Raw genomic sequence first — 16,763 nt, forward strand, 5'->3', positions numbered from 1 at the left:
AGGGGTGGTGCCGGGCCCGGTGGCGGGTACGCCACCGGGCCCGGCAGCGCCGTCAGCCGGCCTGGCCGGCGGCGACCTCCTCGGCGGTGAAGTAGCCCGAGTCGATCAGGACCGGCTTGATGTCGTCCTTGTACACCGTCTGCACCGGCAGCAGGTACGAGGGCACGACCTTGACACCGTTGTTGTAGGTCTCGGTGTCGTTGGCCTCCGGCGCCTTGTCGGTGAGGAACGCCTCACCGGCGATGACCGCCTGCTCGGCCAGCAGCCGGGTGTCCTTGAAGATGGTGGAGCTCTGCACCCCGTCGTCGATCAGCTTGACGGAGGCGATCTCGGCGTCCTGGCCGGTCACCACCGGGAACTCCGCTCCCTTGTAGCCGGCGTTCTGCAGGGCGGTGATGATGCCCCGCGACAACCCGTCGTACGGCGACAGCACGCCGTCGACCTTGGTGCCGCTGTTGTAGCTGGAGGTGAGCAGGTCCTCCATCCGCTTCTGCGCGGCCTCCTGCTGCCACCGCAGGATCGCCACCTGCTCGATCTTCGTCTGCCCGGACGTCACCTTCAGGGTGCCGTCGTCGATGAACGGCTTGAGGGTGTCCATCGCGCCGTCGAAGAAGAAGTGGGCGTTGTTGTCGTCGAGCGACCCGGCGAACAGCTCGATGTTGAACGGGCCCTTCGCCTCGCCCTTCGCGCCGTCCTTGGTCTGCACTCCGAGGCCGACGAGCAGCGCGGTCGCCTGGGCGACGCCGACCTTGTAGTTGTCGAAGCTGACGTAGAAGTCGACGTTCGGGCTGTCCCGGATGAGCCGGTCGTAGGCGATGACCGGGATGTCCGCGTCGGCCGCGGCCTGCAACTGACCGCTCAGCGCCGTGCCGTCGATCGCCGCGATGATGAGCACGTCGGCACCCCGAGTGATCATCTGGTCGACCTGCTGGGACTGGGTGGGGATGTCGTCACCGGCGTACTGGAGATCGACCTTGTACCCCTTGGCCTCCAGCTTCTCCTTGACCGAGTTGCCGTCCGCGATCCACCGCTCGGAGGTCTGGGTCGGCATCGACACGCCGATGGTCAGGTCGGCGGGCGTGTCGCTGTCGTTACCGCCGCTGCCGGCGCCGTCGCCACTACAGGCCGCCATGCTCAGCGCCAGGGCGGCGCTACCGAGAGCGGCCAGGACTCTTCTGTTCACTGGCTTCCCCAATCTGGAACTCGCGCCGTCGCACCGGCTGCGCGGGTCGCACTTGGGGCCCAAGTGTTAGCGCTCACAATGCCTAGGTCAACACCTGGTTGGAAATACCGCGGTCACGGTCTCGTAACGAACGCCCCACTCCACCGAGTGGCCGAGTCGCCGCAGGTCAAGCCGGTGATCATGGGATCTGACCACGGAGTCGCGCCCCCGACCGGGCGACGCTCATCGACGTCAGAGAATACGGCAAGCCCGGGCCGGGGAACACCCCGCGACCCCGTTCCGTCCATTGCGGACGTGTGCGCCGCGCTCGAACACCCGGCGCGGCACCGGTCGTCGCACGACGTGAACACTCGGTTTCCATCCGGTTACCAAGCCGGCATTGACATCCACGACGGCGACACCGATGCTCTGCTAAATCAGTTTAGCGCCCGCTGTTTCAGAGCTCGGCAGTTGCCGCTCCGGCGCGAGCCGGACCAGACGGACGCGTCCCACGAGGAGGGCCGATGAGACTGCGCAGGACGTTCGTCTCCGTCGCTGCGGTGCTGCTGCTGGCCACGTCCGGCACCGCCGCCTACGCCGCGAGCAGGGATCACGGCGGCGGCACCGGTGGCATCCGCAGCGTCACCCCCATCACCACGGTCTACACCTACGGCCAGAAGGTCTCGGCCGTCGCCGTCGAGTACGGCGGCACGGTCAACCCCCGCAAGCTCGACAACTCGACCTTCTCGGTTTCCGACACCAGCTACAACTTCCGGTTCAACCCCATCGAGGACCTGCCCAAGCTGACCGAGCGGACGATCACCCACACCTACACCAACAGCACCGCCACCGTCCGCGCCGACCGGCGGTCCGTACCCGGCAAATACGTCATCGTCGAGCTGGACCCCGACCAGAACGCCGGCTGGACCGTCATCGTCTCCAAGTGCCCGACCTTCCTGTGCACCGTGAAGGTGAACCCGGACCTGCCGACCCGGGTGACCCAGCGCAAGGACGTGCACGCCCAGCCGGGCAAGGGCAAGGGTGCCGGGCCGGTGCTGGCCAAGGGTGCCCCGCGTACCTCGCACGGGGTCACCGAGGCGCCGGTGAACCTGCTCGTCGACGAGTTCCGCTACGGCTCGTACCTCAGCGGCGGCATGGTGCTGCCGTACCACTACCACCTGCCCAAGAACTACCAGGCCGGCCGGAAGTACCCGCTGATGGTGGTCCTGCCCGGGCACGGCATGGGCTGGGACGGCGACAACACGGGCGTGCAGATCGCCGCCGACATCCCGGCGACCGCCTGGTTGCAGCCGAACGTCACAGGCAGCCGGGAGGACGTCATCGTGCTCGCCCCGCAGAACCAGCGGGTCGGTGACGTGGCCGAGGCGGACCTGCTGGTCAAGCTGGTCGAGCAGTTCAGCAGGGACCACGCGGTCGACACCGAGCGGGTGTACGCCACCACCGTCTCGTACGGTTCCCGGCTGCTGTGGGAGGCGTTCGCCAAGCGTCCCGACCTGTTCACCGCCGGCCTGGTGACCGGCGGGTTCCAGGTCAGTGCCAGCCAGGCGACGGCCATCGCCGCGGCCGAGATCCCGCTGTGGATCACCCACGGGGTCAACGACCACCTGCTGAACATCTCGCTGGCCCGCAACTCGCGGGCGGCGCTGCGGTCGGCGTACGAGGCCCAGGGCAAGACGCCCGAGCAGGTCGCCGAGCTGCTGCACTACACCGAGTACGGCAACGAGGCGTTCTCGTTGCCCGACTACCACGCTGCCTACGGCCCGACGTACGACGACCGGAGCATTCTCCAGTGGCTGCTGGCCCAGCGAAAGTGAGCCCGGCCGGATAGGCCCCGGGCCCGGTGGCCAGGAACGTCGGCGGTGTCGCGGCCAGGTCCCGGCGGCGACCCGGGCCACGTTCCTGGCCACCGCGCCGACTCGCCGGCCGCGACTGGGTTGTCGCGGCCGGCGAGTCGGCCGGGCGGCTCCGCCCGATCCGGAGATCCGCCCTCGACCGTCAGGCGCCGATGGCGATGGCGAAGATGTGCATGGTCGGGACGTTCGCCGCGGGGCGTGGGCTGATGTTGGGCAGCTCCACCCGGGCCACCGGCTTGTTCTGCAACGCCACCCCGACGTAGTAGACGCAGGCAGCGGTGTTCTGCCGCTGGTTGCCCGGCCGGTTCTGATACGCCATCACCACGGCTGCGGTACCACCGGCGTGCGGTCCGCCGTACCAGTCGGGGGTGCTGATTGTGAAGGTCTGCCGGGTGCCGTCGGCGTAGACCACGGCGGCGGTGCCCGACACGGCCCCGTAGGTGCCGGTCGCGAGAAAGCCGAGCGTACGGCCCGTACCGGTGACACCGATCGACTGCCCCGAGGCGATGGCGTTGTCGGCACCGCCCGGGGCCACGTTGGGCCAGCGGAAGGTGACCCCGTTGCGGCTCACCGTGCTGCCCGGGGTGACCCCGGCCTGGGCCAGGGCCTGGGCGGAGAGGGTGGCGCCGTTGCCGTCGAAGTTCCCGGCGCCGGTGTTGTTGTCGTTCGTGGTGCTGACGTTCGTGAAGCTCTGCTCCAACGGCGGCGCGGTGGGCACGCCGCCGGACCCGGTGGCCCGGTAGGTGCGTCCGGCCGCGACGGTGACCTCGATCAGGTCGTTCTCGACCTTCGTGGTCCGGGCCGGGGTGCCGTCGGCGGCGTCGACCACCGTGTGGTTGCCGGTGAACATGCGGCCTCGCAGCCGGACGGTGCCGGCCCGGTCCGGCCGGACCAGGATCTCGGTGGCCTGCCCGCTGCTCCACGTGATGCCGACGGTGTGACCGCCCCGGCCGCGCAGGCCGCTGACCCGTCCGCTGGGCCAGGCCGCCGGCAGGGCCGGCAGGATGTGTAGCTCGCCGACGTGGCTGTGCAGCAGCATCTCCGCGATGCCGGCGGTGGCGCCGAAGTTGCCGTCGATCTGGAACGGCGGATGCAGGTCGAACATGTTCGGCGCGAGCCGGGCCGGGGTGGACAGGAAGCGGATCAGGTCGTGGGCCCGGTTGCCCTCCTCCATCCGGGCCCAGAAGTTGATTTTCCAGGCGAGCGACCAGCCGGTGCCGTCGTCGCCCCGGATCTCCAGGGTGCGCCGGGCCGCCTCGAACAGCTGGGGGGTGCCCCGCCGGGTGATCTGGTTGCTGGGCGCCAGCCCGTAGAGGTGCGAGATGTGGCGGTGGTACCGCTCGGTCTCGACCCAGTCGTAGAGCCACTCCATGATGTTGCCGCGCGACCCGATGCGGTTCGGCGCGAGCCGGTCCCGGGTGGCCCGTACCTGCGCCCGGAAGGTGGCGTCGGTGTTGAGGATCTCGCTCGCCCGGGCGCACCCGTCGAACAGGTCCCGCAGGATCTGGTTGTCCATCGTGGGCCCGGCACACACGCTGGCGTCGGCGTGGTGGCCGATCTCCGGCGAGTTCGACGGGTTGGTCACCAGGTAACCGAGGCTCGGCTCGGTCACCAGGGTGTCGAGGAAGAACTGCGCCGCGCCCTTCATCGCCGGGTAGTTCGCCCGGAGGAACTCGACGTCCCCGGTGAACAGGTAGTGGTCCCAGATCAGGGTGGCCAGCCAGGCGCCGCCGGTCTGCCACATGCCCCAGAAGGCGCCGTCGACCACCGAGGTGGCCCGCCAGGCGTCGGTGTTGTGGTGGGTGACCCAGCCACCGGCGCCGTACTGCACCTGGGCGGTGCGGGCCCCGGCCACCGCGAGGTCCCTGATCATGCCAAAGACCGGTTCGTGGCACTCGGACAGGTTCGTGGTGTTGGCCAGCCAGTAGTTCATCGGCAGGTTGGCGTTGATCGTGTACTTCGAGTCCCAGGCCGGGGTCAGCGAGTCGTTCCAGATGCCCTGGAGATTGGCCGGCTGGGTGCCCGGCCGGGAGGACGAGATCAGCAGGTACCTGCCGAACTGGAACAGCAGCGCGGAGAACTGCGGATCGTTGACGTTGTTGTGCTGGGCGATCCGGACGTCTGTCGGCTGGTCGGCGGCGGAGGTGCGCCCCAGGTCGAGGCTGACCCGCCCGAACAGCGCCTGGTAGTCGGCGACGTGCCGACTGCGCAGTTGGTCGTAGTTGCTGGCCCGCGCGGCGGTGAGGTGCCGACGCGCGATGCCCTGGTAGTCGCCGCCGACGTTGCGGTAGTTGACGTAGCTGGAGCCGATCGAGACCAGCAGGGTCACGCTCGTCGCGCCGGTCACCCGCAAGGTGCCGCCGGAACTGCTCACCGTGCCGCCACTGACCGTGGCGTTGGCCAGCGCCAGGAACCGGACCGCGCCGTTGACACCCTCCTGATTGCCGGAGACGCCGTCGAGGGCGATCGTGGTGCCGTCCGGGCTGGAGACGGAGGTCCGCTGCGGGCTGTCGAACGTGGCGGTGAAGGTGATCGAGCCCGTCCGGTCGGCGGTCAGCCGCATCGCGATGACCTGGTCCGGCGCGCTGGCGAACGTCTCCCGCTGGTACCGCACGCCGTTCATCACGTACGACACGCTCGTCGTCGCGGTGGTGAGGTCCAGCTGCCGGTTGTACTGCGACGCCCCGCCGGAGGTCGGGAAGGCCAACCGGAGGTTGCCGACGGTCTGGTACGCCAACTGCCCGACGGGGTTGCCGAGCATGTTCTGGTTGATCAGGTTCTGGGCCTGGGTCCACTGATTGGCGAAGACGAGCCGCCGGATCTCGGCCAGCGCACCCAGCCCACGGGGGTTGCTCGGATCGTGCGGTCCACCGGCCCAGACGGTGTCCTCGTTGAGCTGTAGCCGCTCCGCGTCGACATTGCCGAAGACCATGGCGCCGAGCCGGCCGTTGCCGATCGGCAGCGCCCGCAGCCAGTCGGTGCCGGCGGACTCGTCGTACCAGAGGGCCAGGTCACCGGCGGCGAGCACCTGCGGCGGGGCCACCGAATCCGCTCGGGCCACGGCGGTCCAGGGCAGCGGCAGCAGAGCTCCGCCAGCACCCGCCGCGCCGATCTTGAGGGCCTGCCGTCGAGTCAGGTCTGACATCGATCCTCCAACCGTGACCGATCCGGCCGCGCGAAGCCTCACTGATCGCCGGCAGGCCCAGAACGGCCCAGACGTCTGATGTGTTTCGCGAATGTTACCGCCACCAGGCTCGATCGGCAACTGTCGATCTGACTATCGGGCAAGGCGGTCGAGAGTTTGAGATTCCCAACGTCACAAGGCTTTTCTTTGACCCATGACAGGGTGATACGGCACCCCGCCGGCAGTCCGGTCGGACCGACCGCGTACCCGGGTCAGCCGCACTCATCGCCTCATTCATCAGATGTAAAGGTCAGGGTGCCTCCTCGGCCAGGTGCCAGATCTCCTGCATCGGGGCCCACCAGTGCCCCGACCCGGGCTCGGCGAGCGACTCCTGGCACGGGTCGGTCAGCTTCCACCACGCCTGCGTCTCCGGGTCGTCGGCCATCCGACGCTGGTCCGCGTCGTGGTCGTCACCGACGTACTCGTAGTAGCCGAACAGCAGGTCGCCGTGCAGGAAGATGGTGAAGTTGCGGATGTTCCCCGCACGTAGGGTCTGCTCGACACCGGGCCAGACCGCGCTGTGCAGCCGCAGGTAGGTGTCCCGGTGCTCCGGCCTGAGCCGAATCACCATGCCGTAACGTCGCACGTCACATCCTCCGCTGGGCTCGGTTGGTCCTGGTCCCCGGAAGCCACGCGGCGAGCGGGCGGCATCGCAGGCAAACGTCCGATGTCTCTATAGTGGTGGGGCTCGCCGGTGCCCGCCGCAGGATCCGGTCCAGGCCGGCGGCGCGCGGCTGACCGGTCCGAAGGGGGCATCGATGGCACTGACCGACGACGCGATCGCGAAGATCCGGAGCATGATCCAGAGCGGTGAGCTGCCCCCGGGGACGCGGCTGCCACCGGAGCCGCAACTGGCCGCTCAGATGGGGCTCTCGCGCAGCGGGGTCCGGGAGGCGGTGAAGGTGCTCGAATCGGCCCGGGTGCTCGACGTGCGGCGCGGCGACGGGACGTACGTGACGAGCCTCGCCCCCCGGCTGCTGCTGCAAGGTCTCGGTGTCGCGGTGGAACTGCTGCGCGACGACACGCTCCTGGAGGTCATGGAGGTACGCCGGCTGCTGGAGCCGATGGCGACCGGCCTGGCGGCGCTGCGGATGACCGACGCCGACCTCGACGAGCTGGGCCAGATCCTGGAGGACATGCGGGCGGCCACCGACGACGCCGAGAAGCTCATCCAGTTCGACACCGCCTTCCACCACACGGTCGTCGCCACCACCGGCAACGAGACGCTCACCTCGCTGCTGGACGGGCTCTCCGGCCGTACCCTGCGGGCCCGGGTGTGGCGCGGGTTGATAGAGGGCAACGCGGCACACCAGACGATCGAGGAGCATCACACGATCTACCTCGCCCTGCGTGCGCGTGACCAGTTGCTGGCCCAGGCCAGCGCCCTGCTGCACGTCAACACCTCCGAGGCGTGGCTGCGTACGGTGCTCGCCGCCAAGTCGGCGGACGGGTAGCCGCCGACCGGCGCGGTCGTCCGGACGCCGCGGCGGTCGGCTACCGGGGCGCCGCGCGCAGCCCGCTGCCGGGGCGCGCCGGGAATCGGTCGGGCTCATGCCGGCGGCCTCACCAGTTCGGGCCGGGCGCCCCGCCGGGTCAGCTGGTAGGCGCGCAGCGCGGTACCGGCGAAGATGTCGTGCCGTTGCCGAGCCGTCAGCGGCGGCAGCGCCGCCTCAAGTGCCCGGCGCACCCCCGGGTAACCCGATCTGAGCAGACAGACCGGCCAGTCCGATCCAAACATCAGACGATCCGGGCCGAACTCCGCGACCGCCACCTCGACAAACGGCCGCAGATCATCAGGTGACCAGTCCGGCGCGGCCTCGGTGACCAGGCCGGAGAGCTTGGCTGTGACGTTCGGGTTGGCGGCCAGCGTGGCGAACGGCCCGCGCCACCGCCGCAGCCCGGCAGCGCCCTCGTCGACCCGCGGCTTGCCCAGATGGTCGAGAACGAACCGGAGCTGCGGGACCGCTCGCGCGGCCCGGGCCGCCGCCGGCAACTGGTCGGCCCGGATCACCAGGTCGAAGGCGAGACCGGCGGCGGCGATTCCGGCCAGGCCACGTCGCACGTCGGGCCGGTCGAGGTAGTCCGGGTCCGCCTCACCCTGCACCTGGGAGCGCAGCCCGACAAGCAACTCGCCGCCACGCGACCGGCGGTAGCGCTCGATGGTGGCGGTCAGGTCGTCGGCCGCCACGTCGATCCAGGCCACCACCCCGAGGATCGGCCCGGTGTCGGCGGCGTAGCCGAGGAACTCGGCGGCCTCGTCGGGGTGGCACCGGCCGCCCTCCACGAGCACGGTGCCGTGCACCCCGGCGGCAGCGAGTTCGGCGGTCAGGTCCGCCGGGGTGAACGGTCGACGGATCGCGGCCAGGCCGGGTTCCATCAGCCAGGTGTAGCCGCGTTCCGGCCGCCACAGGTGATGATGCGCGTCGATGATCATGCCGTCGGCGCTCCCGCCATCACCGGCGCGTCCACCCACTCCGGGCCGTCCGGGAAGCGGTACCGCGCCAACGAGTCGGGCCGGATCCGCGCGCTCATACCGGGAGCGTCGGGCGCGCGGTACCGTCCGCCGCTGACCCGTACCGGATCGACGAAGTGCTCATGCAGGTGGTCGACGTACTCGATGGCCCGATCGTCGGTGCTGCCGCTGAGCGCGACGAAGTCGAACATGGCCAGGTGCTGCACCAGCTCGCACAGCCCCACTCCCCCGGCGTGCGGGCAGACCGGCACGCCGAACTTCGCCGCGAGCAGCAGGATCGCCAGGTTCTCGTTCACCCCGGCGACGCGGCAGGCGTCGATCTGCACCACGTCGACGGCATCGGCCTGGAGCAGCTGCTTGAACATGACCGCGTTGTGCACGTGCTCGCCGGTGGCCACCTTGACCGGGGCGAGAGCCTTCCGTACCGCGCCGTGGCCGAGCACGTCGTCCGGCGAGGTCGGCTCCTCGATCCAGTACGGGTCGAACTCGGCCAGTTCGCGCATCCAGCGGATCGCCTCCGGCACCCCCCAGATCTGGTTCGCGTCGACAGCGATCCGGATGTCCGGGCCGACCGCCTGCCGGGCGATGCCCATTCGGCGTACGTCGTCGGCCAGGTTCCCGCCGACCTTGAGCTTGATCAGCCGGTAGCCGTCCTCGACCGCCTCCCGGCAGAGCCGGGCCAGCTTCTCGTCGTCGTAGCCCAACCAGCCGGGAGTGGTGGTGTACGCCGGGTACCCCTCGGCCCGCAGCCGCTGCTCGCGCTCGCCTCGCCCACCCTCGGCGGCCCGCAGCAGCCGCGTCGCCTCGTCCTCGGTGAGGGCGTCGCGCAGGTAGCGGAAGTCGACCTGGGCGACCACCTGTTCCGGGCTGAGGTCGGCGAGCAGCTTCCACAACGGCTTGCCCGCCCGTCGGGCCGCGAGATCCCACACCGCGTTCACCAGACCACCGGCGGCCATGTGCACGACCCCCTTCTCCGGTCCCAGCCACCGGATCTGGCTGTCACCGACGAGCCGGCGGGCCAGCATGCCCGGATCGGCGACCAGTTCGTCGACCCGCTGGCCGACCACCATCGGCGCGAGCGCCTGTACCGCCGCCACCTGAAGGTCGGTGCCACGGCCCACGGTGAAGACAAGTCCGTGGCCCTCGGCGCAGGCCGATGTCCGCACGACGACGTACGCGGCGGAGTAGTCGGGGAACGGGTTCATCGCGTCCGACCCGTCGCGATGCCGGGACGTGGGGAACCGTACGTCGATGGTTTCTACGGACGAGATGCGCTCACTCACCAGAACTCCTGAGGGGTCGACCAGGTTGGGCCTTGATGTCGGCCTCGCGATGGGCCGGCCGGCGGGCGCGCCGCCTCACGTCTGCGCCTTACCTCCGGTGATGCGGGAGACCACCAGGGCCACCAGGATGACCGTGCCGTTGAGGAAGTTCGTCCACTGCGCGGGCACCCCGGCCAGCGTCAACACGTTGATGATCATGAAAAGCAGCAGGACTCCGGTGAAGGCGCCGAAGACGCTGCCCTTGCCGCCGTTGAGGCTGACGCCACCGATCACCGCCGCCGCGAAGACCTGGAAGATGGCGCCACTGCCCTGGGCCGACGGCACCGCCGCGAGCCGACCGCTGATCAGCAGACCGGCCAGCGCCGCGAGCACACTGGCCACGATGAGAGCCAGCCAGAGCACCCGGTCGGTGCGGATCCCCGCCGCCCGGGCCGCGTCGGCGTTGCCGCCGATCGCGTACAGCGCCCGGCCGGCCCGGGTGTAACCGAGCACGACGATCCCGGCGGCGAACAGCAGCAGCGACAGCCAGATCGAAGCCGGTACCCCGACCCAGGTGGCGGAGCCGAGATAGGTCATCGACTCGGGCAGCATGAAGAAGGTCTGGCCACCGGAGATGCCGGTGAGCAGACCACGTAGGACGATGAGCATGCCCAGCGTGACGATGAAGCCGTTGAGGCCGAACCGGACGATCAGCAGCCCGTTGAACGCGCCGACGAGGGCACCGACGAGCAGCACCACCGGGACCGCCCAGGCGTCCGGTAGCACGTCGAGACCGAGCCCCCGGGTCAGCGCGGGATCCACCACCAGCCAGGCCGCGATACCCGGTGCCAGGCCGAAGGTGGACTCCAGCGACAGATCCATCTTGCCGGTGATCAGCACGATGGTCTGGGCGAGGACCACGATGGCGATCTCCGACATGCTCTGCAGCACGTTGATGATGTTGTCGGTGCTCAGGAAGACCGGGCTGACGATCGACCCGACGATCGCGACCGCGATGATCGCCGGCACCAGCGCCAGGTCACGAAGCCGCGCGATGGCCAGGCTCCGTGACGACGAACCTGGCGGGGGCGGTGGCGGCGTGGCGGCCGGCCGCGCGGTGGTGGAGAGCGTCTCAGACATGGTGGAGGTCCACCCCTTCCATGGCGGCTACCAGATCGTTGTCGCTCCAGCCGTCGGCCATCTCGCGGACGACCCGGCCCTGGAACATCACCAGCACGCGGTCACAGATCCGCAGGTCGTCCAGTTCGTCGGAGACGACGAGCACGCTGGTGCCGCGACGGCGCACCTCCTCGACGACGCCGAGCAGGGTCTGCTTGGAGCGCACGTCCACCCCGGCGGTCGGGGTGATCAGGACCAGCAGCTTCGGATCGCTGGCCAGCGCCCGACCCATCACCACCTTCTGCTGGTTGCCGCCGGAGAGGTCCGCGACCGGCACCCGCGGCCCGGCGGCCTTGATCGCAAGGTCGGCGATGGTGTCCCGGGCCAGGGCGTCCCGCCGGGCCGGCGAGATGAGACCCCGCCGACCGATCCGGTCCGGGACGGTCATCGTGACGTTCTCGGCGATGGACAGCAGCGGCACCAGCCCCTCGCGGTGCCGGTCCTGCGGCACCAGTCCGACGCCGGCGTCGAGAGCGTCCGGCACGCTGCCGGGACGCAGCGCCCGACCGTCGACGACGACAGCCCCGCCCGCCGGCCGGGCCAGACCGACGATCGCCTCGGCGACCTCGACCTTGCCGCTACCGCCGCCACCCGCGATGCCCACCACCTCGCCCGCCCGCACCTCGACGGACAGCTCGGCACCCGAGGTGGTGACCAGATCACGTACGGACAGCAGCACCGGCGCGTCGGCGGGCAGCGGCCGGTGGTCGGCCTCCGGCATGGTCACGTCCTCGCCTGTCATCGCGGCGACCAACGCCGATCGGCTCAGCTGCGCCACCGGGGCGGTGACGATGTGCCGGGCATCGCGGAAGACCGTCACCTGATCGCAGATCTCGTAGATCTCCTGCAGGTGATGGCTGATGAACAGGAACGTCACGCCCTGCGCCCGCAGCTCCCGGATCCGGGCGAACAGGCGATTGATGCCGGCGGCGTCGAGCTGGGCTGTCGGTTCGTCGAGAATGATGAACCGGGCGCCGAACGAGAGCGCCCGGGCGATCTCGACGAACTGCCGCTGCTCGACGGAGAGCGTCGAGGCGGGTTGGCGTACGTCGACCTCCACCGACCACTCCGCGAGCAACTGCTCCGCCGCACGGCGAAGCCGCGACCAGCGGATCAACCCGGCCGGCCCACGGGCGTGCCGGTTGAGGAAGAGGTTCTCCGCCACGGTGAGCGTGCCGATGATTGTGGACTTCTGGTAGACGCAGGCCACCCGCTTGCGCCAGGCGTCCCGGTCGCCCAGCGGCGGCGCCGGACGCCCGTCGAAGGCCACCGCACCGTTGTCGGCGGCCTGCAACCCGGTGAGGATGCCGACGAGTGTGGACTTGCCGGCACCGTTGCGCCCGACCAGGGCATGCGTCTCGCCCCGGCGGACCACGATCCCCGCGTCCGCCAACGCCACCGTCGATCCGAACCGCTTGGTGATGTTCACGGCCTCCACGACGGGCTGGTCGGTGCCGACCAGCCCGTCAGTCGGCCCTTGCGGGAGGGGACTCATGCGTTGTTGCCCCAGAGGGACGAGTCGTCGAACTTCAGGGTGGGCTCTCCCGCGATGGGCGCGCCGTCAAGCGTCACCAGCGGTGCCGGCAGCTGGTCCTCCAGCAGACCGTCGCGCACCTGGATGATGGTGCTGCCGTGCTCGGTCGGGCCGGGTTGGAAGGTCTTGCCCTCGATCGCCGCCTGCACGTACTCCAGCCCGTACTTGGCGTAGAGGTCGGCCGGCTGGCTGACGGTGGCGTCGATCAGGCCCTCACCGATGTTCTTCAGCTCCTCGGGGATGCCGTCGTTGGAGACCACGAAGACGTGCTTCGGGTCGCTCGGCGGCACCTGGAGACCCCGCTGCTTGAGGATCTGGAGGGTGCCGGAGAGGGCGAACGAGGACTGCATGTAGATGCCCTTGATGTCCGGGTCCGACGCGAACCGGGTCTGCAGCTTCGACGCCGCCACGTCGGCCTTCCAGTCGGTGGCTTCGCCGAAGACGGTGATCTCGGGGAACTCCTTCTGCATGCACTCGTTGAACGCCTCGGTACGGTCCCGGCCGTTGATCGAGTCGAGGCCGCCCTGGAGCATGACGACCTTGCCCTTGCCGCCGAGCTTGGTGCCCAGGAACTGACAGGCCTTGATGCCGTAGGCACGGTTGTCGGCCCGGACGACCATGAACACGTTGCCGGTGTCCGGCCGGGTGTCGATGGTGACCACCGGGATCTTCTTGCTGTCCAGTTGGGACAGGGTCGGCGCGATGGCGGCGGTGTCCTGCGGCGCCATCACCACGCCCTTGACGCCCTGGCTGATGAAGGTCTGCGTGTTCGAGATGAGGTTGGCGATGTCATTCTGCGAGGTGGTGGTCTTGACCTCGACGCCCATCTCGTCGGCGAACTGCGGGACGTACCTGATGTACGAGTTCCAGAAGTCCGTGTCGGAGCGGGGGTAGTCCACCCCGATGACCTGCGAGCCACCCGATCCGGTCCCGTCGGCCGTGCCGTCACCGCAGGCCGTCAGGGTGGCCGACACGCCGAGCAGCAGTGTCAGCCCCACGCTCGTCAGTGCCCTGTTTCTCAATGTCGTTCCTCCATGTCCGGGACGTCACCGCAGGTGGTTCGCCGCGACCGGGTCCGGTCGCGACAGCCGCTTGTCGGACGTGACGTGTGAAGGGTTCGTGCGGGGGTGATGGTCCAGAGCGGGAGTGGTGGAACCTGCGCCAGCTAGACATCAGACGTTAGGGGTTACAGACATGTGACGTCAACGCCCAAGACTCCGGCAGGGCGGCACAAAACAACGCTCGGACCGCAGCAGACATCGGACGGATTTCACCGGCGGGTGGACCATCGCCAGTATCAACGCCGAGATGGTCGCGCGGGTCGGTCACCCGCCTTCGGCAACGCGGCACCGGCGATGTTGGCGATCACAAGCGTGCGGCTGTGGTCGCTGTGCCGAGTGCGTAGGTGCTCGCTGCGAACGCTAACATCGATGACGTTGAGATTGCTAGCTTGTTTCTGACGCGATCAACGAGAATCTGCATCGCCGGGGCACCTCCCGTCCACCACGTTCGCGCACCGACTTGTCAGCCCTGCCTGGCAGAGTGACTGCCTGGACGCGAACCGATTGGAGCAACCCGATGAGCCGCCACATCCAGGTCACCTTCGACGCCCACGACCCGACGGCGCTGTCGACTTTTTGGCGTGACGTGCTGGGCTACGTGCATCCCGGCCCGCCCGGGGTCGACCTGCCCGAGGGCGCCGACCCGCTGGCCGCGTGGGATGACTTCCTCGCCCGGATCGGCGTACCGCCCGAGCAGCGCAACACCCGGTCGGCCATCGAGGACCCGGAGGGGCACGGTCCACGGTTGTTCTTCCAGCAGGTCCCGGAAGACAAGATCGTCAAGAACCGGGTGCACCTCGACGTGCGGGCCGCGCCCGGGCTCACCGGAGCGGAACGCATGGCGGCGTTGCAGGTCGAGTGTGATCGGCTTGTCGCGTTGGGCGCCACCCAGGTACGCCGGGTCGAGCCCGCGCCACCGCTTGAGGCCGGCTTCATCGTGCTGACCGACCCCGAGGGCAACGAGTTCTGCCTCGACTGACGGGGTTTCCGACGCTCCCGGGTGCTACGCCGAATCCCGTTGCGCCGCGACGAGTGCCAACAGTTCCGCGTGCGTACCCGGGTCGGCCGCCGCGACGAGCCCGCCCCGACCGCTGTGCCAGGGCTGGCCGTCGAGCCCGGTCACCACGCAGCCGGCCGCCGCACACAGGGCGATGCCGGCGGCGAAGTGCACACTGTCGCGCAGGTGGCCGTCGGTCACGTACGCGGCGCGCCGACCGGCCGCGACCCACGCCAACGCCAAGGTCGTCGACACGACCCGGGGCCGGAAGCGCTCGACGAACCGTTCGTCAGCCAACAGCCGCGCGGCCCGGAACGTCCGCTCGTTCGGGTAGGGCGGATCGAGATTGACGTCCACCAGCCCGGATGCCGCCGACGGCCTGAGTTGCTGATCGGCACCGGCGTGCCGTATCCGGGCGACGCTGCCGTCGGTCCAGAAGACCTCCTGCGCGAACGGGTCCACGGCGGCGGCCGCCACCACCTCCGCGCCGACCCGCAGGGCCACATTCACCGAGACGAGCATGGTGTGTACGGCGAAGTTCAGCGTCCCGCAGAGCGGATCGACGAACCAGAGGCGCCCGTTCCGGTCCGACCCGCTGCGTCCGCTCTCCTCGGCCAGCACGGCGTCGTCGGGTCGCGCGGACCGCAGCACGCCGAGGATGGCCTGCTCCGCCTCGATGTCGGCGGCGGTGGCGAAGTCCCAACCCGACTTCGCGAACTGGGCCACCGCGGTGCCGTGGTGCGAGCGCACCACCTCGGCACCGGCCTGCGCCGCCCGGATCGCGAGCTCAGCATCGACAAGCGACATCCGCTCACCGTACGTCGATCCCGGTCGCGGGTGTGCCCGGCTCGGTCGAGTTGCCTCGCCGGGCCACCGCGTCGGTCAGTTGTCGCCCAGGCAGTCCCGGACCGCTGCGGAGAGCAGGTTGGCGCGCTCGTCGTCGAAGCCGCCCATCTGGTTGACCACGTAGCCGAAGCCGACCTGGTGGGCGTCGTCGCCGAAGGCCAGATGCCCACCGGCGCCGTCGTGGCCGAAGCTGCGTTCGCCGAGCATCGGGCGTGGCACCGAGTGCACCAGGAAGCCGGTACCCCAGCGGTGGCCCGCGTCGGGCAGCCCGTAGACCTGTTGCCCGCTGACGCGCACCGTGACGGCGTCGTCGACGGACGCCGGGGTGAGCAGCCGCGTGCCGCCGACCTCGGAGACGCAGGCGGCGTAGAGCCGGGCCAGGCTCTCGGCCGTGCTCACCGCGCCCGCGCCCGGGATCTGGGCGGCCTGGATGGCCGGGTCGTTGAAGCTGACCAGGCCGTCCTCGTCGGCGGGAAAGGCGAAGGCGCCACCCATGGTGATGCCGCGCTCGGCGACCGGGTCGCCGGCCGGGACGGGCTCGCCGATCGGCGCCAGCATCCAGGCGACCGCGTCCCGTTCGGCGGCCGGCAGTCCGATCCAGGTACGCAGGCCGAGCGGCCCGGCGAGGACACGGGCGAAGTAGGCACCGGGCAGCTCGCCGGTGATCCGCCGGATCACCTCGCCGATCAGCCAGCCATAGGTGATCGCGTGGTAGCTGTGCGCGGTACCCGGCTTCCACAGTGGAGCCTGCGCCTCGATCGCCCTGATCACCGGGTCCCAGGCGAGCACCTCCTCGCGGGAGAAGGGCTTGTCCAGCGCCGGCAGGCCGGACTGGTGGGTGAGCAGCCACCGAACCGGAATCTCCGTCTTGCCGTGCTGGCCGAACTCCGGCCAGTACCGGGTGACCGGCGCGTCGAGGTCCAGCCGTCCCTCCTGCACCAGCAGGTACGCGCAGATCGCCATGATCCCCTTGGTGCAGGAGAAGACGACAGCGGGCGTGTCCGCCGACCACTGACGTCCCGACCGGGCGTCGGCCAGCCCACCGTGCAGGTCCACGACCTTCCGGCCGCGCAGGTAGACGGCGACTGCGGCGCCCACCTCCTGACGGTGGGCGAAGTTGTCCCGGAACACGTCGGCGACCCGGCCGAAGCCCTCGTCGACGTCACCGTGGATCTGGGTGTCAGTCAACCC

At 69.9% G+C, this 16,763-nt stretch carries 13 protein-coding genes; 3 read left to right on the forward strand and 10 right to left on the reverse strand.

The window, feature by feature from the left end; all coding sequences use genetic code 11:
- Nucleotides 1-52: 52 nt before the first annotated feature.
- On the reverse strand, nucleotides 53-1,183 hold the full coding sequence (gene chvE, locus CLT74_RS08180) for a multiple monosaccharide ABC transporter substrate-binding protein (protein ID WP_099845998.1): 1,131 nt from the start codon (nucleotides 1,181-1,183) through the stop codon (nucleotides 53-55).
- Between the two features lie 503 nt (nucleotides 1,184-1,686).
- Between chvE and CLT74_RS08185 the strand changes: the two genes are divergently transcribed.
- Entirely contained in the window at nucleotides 1,687-2,997 is a 1,311-nt protein-coding gene (locus tag CLT74_RS08185; RefSeq protein WP_143697111.1) for a hypothetical protein, read from the forward strand.
- A 181-nt stretch (nucleotides 2,998-3,178) separates the two neighbouring features.
- Here CLT74_RS08185 and CLT74_RS08190 read toward each other — a convergent pair whose 3' ends face one another.
- Together CLT74_RS08190 and CLT74_RS08195 are read right to left on the reverse strand one after the other, a co-directional pair.
- Nucleotides 3,179-6,181 (reverse strand): glycoside hydrolase family 95 protein, encoded by a 3,003-nt coding sequence (locus CLT74_RS08190; RefSeq protein ID WP_099846000.1) that lies wholly within the window; start codon nucleotides 6,179-6,181, stop codon nucleotides 3,179-3,181.
- 289 nt (nucleotides 6,182-6,470) lie between these two features.
- Nucleotides 6,471-6,806, reverse strand: a complete 336-nt coding sequence (locus CLT74_RS08195; protein WP_199172139.1) for an L-rhamnose mutarotase — start codon at nucleotides 6,804-6,806, stop codon at nucleotides 6,471-6,473.
- Between the two features lie 172 nt (nucleotides 6,807-6,978).
- On the opposite strand from CLT74_RS08195, the gene CLT74_RS08200 reads away from it, so the two are divergent.
- Complete coding sequence (locus CLT74_RS08200) at nucleotides 6,979-7,674, forward strand: FadR/GntR family transcriptional regulator (RefSeq protein ID WP_099846002.1); 696 nt, start codon at nucleotides 6,979-6,981, stop codon at nucleotides 7,672-7,674.
- Between the two features lie 95 nt (nucleotides 7,675-7,769).
- Here CLT74_RS08200 and CLT74_RS08205 read toward each other — a convergent pair whose 3' ends face one another.
- The 5 genes from CLT74_RS08205 to CLT74_RS08225 all read right to left on the reverse strand — a co-directional run bounded on the left by CLT74_RS08205 (nucleotide 7,770) and on the right by CLT74_RS08225 (nucleotide 13,690).
- Nucleotides 7,770-8,654, reverse strand: coding sequence for an amidohydrolase family protein (locus CLT74_RS08205; RefSeq protein ID WP_099851574.1), 885 nt, complete (start codon nucleotides 8,652-8,654; stop codon nucleotides 7,770-7,772).
- Nucleotides 8,651-9,979, reverse strand: coding sequence for an enolase C-terminal domain-like protein (locus CLT74_RS08210; protein ID WP_199172346.1), 1,329 nt, complete (start codon nucleotides 9,977-9,979; stop codon nucleotides 8,651-8,653). Before CLT74_RS08210 ends, CLT74_RS08205 begins: the two co-directional genes overlap by 4 nt.
- 72 nt (nucleotides 9,980-10,051) lie before the next feature.
- Nucleotides 10,052-11,095: an ABC transporter permease gene (locus tag CLT74_RS08215; RefSeq protein ID WP_099846004.1), complete on the reverse strand. Its 1,044-nt coding sequence runs from the start codon at nucleotides 11,093-11,095 to the stop codon at nucleotides 10,052-10,054.
- The gene (locus CLT74_RS08220) at nucleotides 11,088-12,629 is read right to left on the reverse strand and encodes a sugar ABC transporter ATP-binding protein (RefSeq protein WP_099846005.1); all 1,542 of its coding nucleotides are present in this window, start codon (nucleotides 12,627-12,629) and stop codon (nucleotides 11,088-11,090) included. Before CLT74_RS08220 ends, CLT74_RS08215 begins: the two co-directional genes overlap by 8 nt.
- Nucleotides 12,626-13,690: a sugar ABC transporter substrate-binding protein gene (locus CLT74_RS08225; protein ID WP_099846006.1), complete on the reverse strand. Its 1,065-nt coding sequence runs from the start codon at nucleotides 13,688-13,690 to the stop codon at nucleotides 12,626-12,628. Before CLT74_RS08225 ends, CLT74_RS08220 begins: the two co-directional genes overlap by 4 nt.
- Nucleotides 13,691-14,246: 556 nt before the next feature.
- On the opposite strand from CLT74_RS08225, the gene CLT74_RS08230 reads away from it, so the two are divergent.
- A complete protein-coding gene (locus CLT74_RS08230; protein WP_099846007.1) occupies nucleotides 14,247-14,708 on the forward strand; it encodes a VOC family protein in 462 nt (153 codons plus the stop codon).
- Between the two features lie 24 nt (nucleotides 14,709-14,732).
- Here CLT74_RS08230 and CLT74_RS08235 read toward each other — a convergent pair whose 3' ends face one another.
- Both CLT74_RS08235 and CLT74_RS08240 read right to left on the reverse strand, forming a co-directional pair.
- Nucleotides 14,733-15,533 carry an inositol monophosphatase family protein gene (locus CLT74_RS08235; RefSeq protein WP_099846008.1) on the reverse strand — a complete coding sequence of 267 codons (801 nt, stop codon included), beginning with the start codon at nucleotides 15,531-15,533 and terminating at the stop codon, nucleotides 14,733-14,735.
- A 75-nt stretch (nucleotides 15,534-15,608) separates the two neighbouring features.
- Nucleotides 15,609-16,760 carry a serine hydrolase domain-containing protein gene (locus CLT74_RS08240; protein WP_099846009.1) on the reverse strand — a complete coding sequence of 384 codons (1,152 nt, stop codon included), beginning with the start codon at nucleotides 16,758-16,760 and terminating at the stop codon, nucleotides 15,609-15,611.
- Nucleotides 16,761-16,763 lie beyond the last annotated feature (3 nt).

The organism is Verrucosispora sp. CNZ293 (assembly GCF_002754655.1).

Excerpts from the sequence above, each read along its gene's own strand:
- CLT74_RS08185 (WP_143697111.1), top strand. The coding sequence starts at position 1,687 with ATGAGACTGCGCAGGACGTTCGTCTCCGTCGCTGCGGTGCTGCTGCTG.
- CLT74_RS08190 (WP_099846000.1), bottom strand. The coding sequence starts at position 6,181 with ATGTCAGACCTGACTCGACGGCAGGCCCTCAAGATCGGCGCGGCGGGT.
- CLT74_RS08200 (WP_099846002.1), top strand. The coding sequence starts at position 6,979 with ATGGCACTGACCGACGACGCGATCGCGAAGATCCGGAGCATGATCCAG.
- CLT74_RS08205 (WP_099851574.1), bottom strand. The coding sequence starts at position 8,654 with ATGATCATCGACGCGCATCATCACCTGTGGCGGCCGGAACGCGGCTAC.
- CLT74_RS08215 (WP_099846004.1), bottom strand. The coding sequence starts at position 11,095 with ATGTCTGAGACGCTCTCCACCACCGCGCGGCCGGCCGCCACGCCGCCA.
- CLT74_RS08220 (WP_099846005.1), bottom strand. The coding sequence starts at position 12,629 with ATGAGTCCCCTCCCGCAAGGGCCGACTGACGGGCTGGTCGGCACCGAC.
- CLT74_RS08230 (WP_099846007.1), top strand. The coding sequence starts at position 14,247 with ATGAGCCGCCACATCCAGGTCACCTTCGACGCCCACGACCCGACGGCG.
- CLT74_RS08235 (WP_099846008.1), bottom strand. The coding sequence starts at position 15,533 with ATGTCGCTTGTCGATGCTGAGCTCGCGATCCGGGCGGCGCAGGCCGGT.